Genomic DNA, 259 nt, shown 5'->3' with positions numbered 1-259 from the left:
GACCGGCACCGCCCCGGCGAGCCGGCCGCCCACGGCGGGGCGCGCGCCGCCGACCTCGGCGAGCCCGCCGAGGACCGTGGCGCCGTCGCTGACGACGGCGGCGTCGCGGGGCCGGGCGGCCACCGCGTCGAGCAGCGGCGCGACGGCGAACGTCGTGACGGTCCAGCCGAGCAGCCGGCGCCGGCGCTCGCCCCCGCTCCCCGGCGCCTCCGGGGAGTCGAAGACGGGCACCGCGATCGCGGCCTCGGCCTGCTGGGCG

The 259-nt window shown here is 83.4% G+C and carries 1 protein-coding gene; it reads right to left on the bottom strand.

Annotation, left to right across the window (positions count from 1 at the left end; all coding sequences use genetic code 11):
• Positions 1–259: hypothetical protein (locus KVT14_RS20575; RefSeq protein WP_217617313.1), on the bottom strand; the 259-nt coding region annotated here is incomplete at both ends.

The sequence above is a fragment of the Cellulomonas sp. GbtcB1 genome, assembly GCF_019091725.1.
Taxonomy (GTDB): Bacteria; Actinomycetota; Actinomycetes; order Actinomycetales; family Cellulomonadaceae; genus Cellulomonas.
Note: the sequence above shows the minus strand (reverse complement) of the source record. Positions and strands in the feature narration are given on the sequence as shown.